Below are 1,954 nucleotides of genomic sequence, written 5' to 3'. Positions count from 1 at the left end.
ACCGGGTACGGCTCGCACGCAGACAACGGCAACAATTGCACTCCTGGGCATACGCGCAACTGCGCGACCAGATCACCTATAAGGCGCACGCCGCAGGAGTGCCGGTGCAGGTGATCAACCCTCGCAATACCAGCAAGACTTGCCACCTCTGCGGGCACTGCGACACCGCGAACAGGCACAGTCAAGCACTCTTCCGGTGCCGCGGCTGCGGATGGACCGGTCACGCCGACCATAACGCCGCCGCCAACATTGCCGCACTCGGACACACCAACTACCGGGCCGCCCAATCAACCGTGCCTAAAGCAGCCACCCCTCTCACAGCCAGTGAGAACGTGAGCAGCAAACCCGCGTCCTTCAGGACCGGGTAGTTGATGTCCGCGTCGGGTGCCAATGCGCTTCCGGTGCTGTCGGTGACGAGGTCGATCTCGACGACCGTGGTGAACGACTTGTCGAACAGTGCGAAGGAGACTGCCAGGAACAGCGCGAGAACGAGGAAGAACGCCAGCCCCAGTACCCGTCGGCCCACGACAGACGCCGTGTCGTTCATTCGACCACCCTCATGATCGCGGTCGGTGGTAGCCGCCGAGACCGCGTCGGCATGCGACCAACCTCCCGGTCCATCCTGCCTCGCGCCGGGTGGGGTTGGTGCTGAATCGCCCTGGATCGAGTGGAGACTTCGTTCAGGCCACCTCGGGGGTTGAGGTAGCCGGGGGACGCTGTTCACGATAGCGGGTCTCGTACCAGGTCGGCGAGAGATAGTCGATCGCCGAGTGCAACCGGTCCGCATTGAACCAGCGAACCCACTCGGCGGTTTCCCGCTCCACCTCGGCCCGACCGCTCCACGACGCGTCACGGTCGATCAGCTCGGTTTTGTAGAGGCCGATCGTTGATTCCATCAGCGCGTTGTCGAGGGCGTCCCCGACACTTCCGATGGATCCGGCGATCCCGGATTCGACCAATGCCTTGGTGAAGGCCAGAGACGTATACTGACCAGGCTCAACCGGTGGAAGCAACACCTCGATCATGGAGGTGTGGGAATGGGACGACCACCCGGGTGGGCGGCAGCGTTGACGGGGCGTGCGGTGATGCGGTCACCGGGACGGCCTCCGGTGCGCCGAGATCTCGAGCGGGCATTCTGGGCGCGGATCGCCGAAGGCCTCACGAGCGACGACGCAGCGACCGCGTGCGGCGTGTCGGGGCCGGTAGGGACACGGTGGTTCCGCCAGGCTGGTGGGATGCCACCGATCGAGTTGACCCCGGTCTCGGGGAGATACCTGTCGTTCGCCGAGCGCGAGGATATCGCGCTGCTACGGGCTAAGGGTATGAGTATGCGCGACGTCGCCGTTCACATCGGACGGTCCCCGTCGACGATCTCCCGAGAGTTGCGGCGGAACGCCGCCACCCGTAATGGGAAGCTCACATACCGGGCGTCGACCGCGCAGTGGAAGGCTGACCTCGCCGCCCGGCGCCCAAAACCGGCGAAGCTCGCAGAACACGACCGGTTACGAGAGTATGTGCAGGACAAACTGTCCGGTGTGATTCGTGACGACGATGGGACCGTGGTGGCAGGCCCAGATGCGGCATGGATCGGCCGCAACAAGCCTCGGCGCGGTGATCGTCGGTGGGCGACGGCATGGAGTCCGGAGCAGATTTCCAATCGCCTGCCGATCGACTATCCGGATGACCCGTCGATGCGCATTTCACCTGAGGCGATCTACCAATCGCTCTACATCGAAGGGCGTGGTGGCTTGGAACGGGAGCTCGTCGCGTGCTTGCGCACCGGTCGGGCGCTACGTAAGCCTCGTGCCCGAGCACGGAAGCAGCGCACCGGATTCATCACCGAGGACGTGACCATCAACGCCCGTCCGGAGGAGGTCGAGAGCCGGAAGAACCGGATTCATCACCGAGGACGTGACCATCAACGCCCGTCCGGAGGAGGTCGAGAGCCGGAAGA

The 1,954-nt window shown here is 64.5% G+C and carries 3 protein-coding genes and 1 pseudogene; 2 read left to right on the top strand and 2 right to left on the bottom strand.

Annotation, left to right across the window (positions count from 1 at the left end):
• The coding region (locus tag AC1DWT_RS51120; protein ID WP_477926249.1) for a zinc ribbon domain-containing protein at window positions 1-368 on the top strand (368 nt) is incomplete at its 5' end.
• On the opposite strand, the gene AC1DWT_RS51115 is transcribed toward AC1DWT_RS51120, so the two are convergent.
• Window positions 272-547 (bottom strand): hypothetical protein, encoded by a 276-nt coding sequence (locus tag AC1DWT_RS51115; RefSeq protein ID WP_206015330.1) that lies wholly within the window; start codon window positions 545-547, stop codon window positions 272-274. The two genes, AC1DWT_RS51120 and AC1DWT_RS51115, sit on opposite strands and share 97 nt — an antisense overlap.
• 133 nt (window positions 548-680) lie before the next feature.
• Window positions 681-989 (bottom strand): annotated as a pseudogene (locus AC1DWT_RS51110) (integrase core domain-containing protein); the annotation flags it as partial.
• A 48-nt stretch (window positions 990-1,037) separates the two neighbouring features.
• Between AC1DWT_RS51110 and AC1DWT_RS51105 the strand changes: the two are divergent.
• On the top strand, window positions 1,038-1,954 hold a 917-nt coding region (locus AC1DWT_RS51105), incomplete at its 3' end, for a transposase (RefSeq protein ID WP_477926248.1).

It is taken from the genome of Rhodococcus sp. P4_B6 (assembly GCF_056402215.1).
The sequence above is the reverse complement of the archived record's forward strand: the minus strand, read 5'-3'. Positions and strand labels throughout refer to the sequence as shown.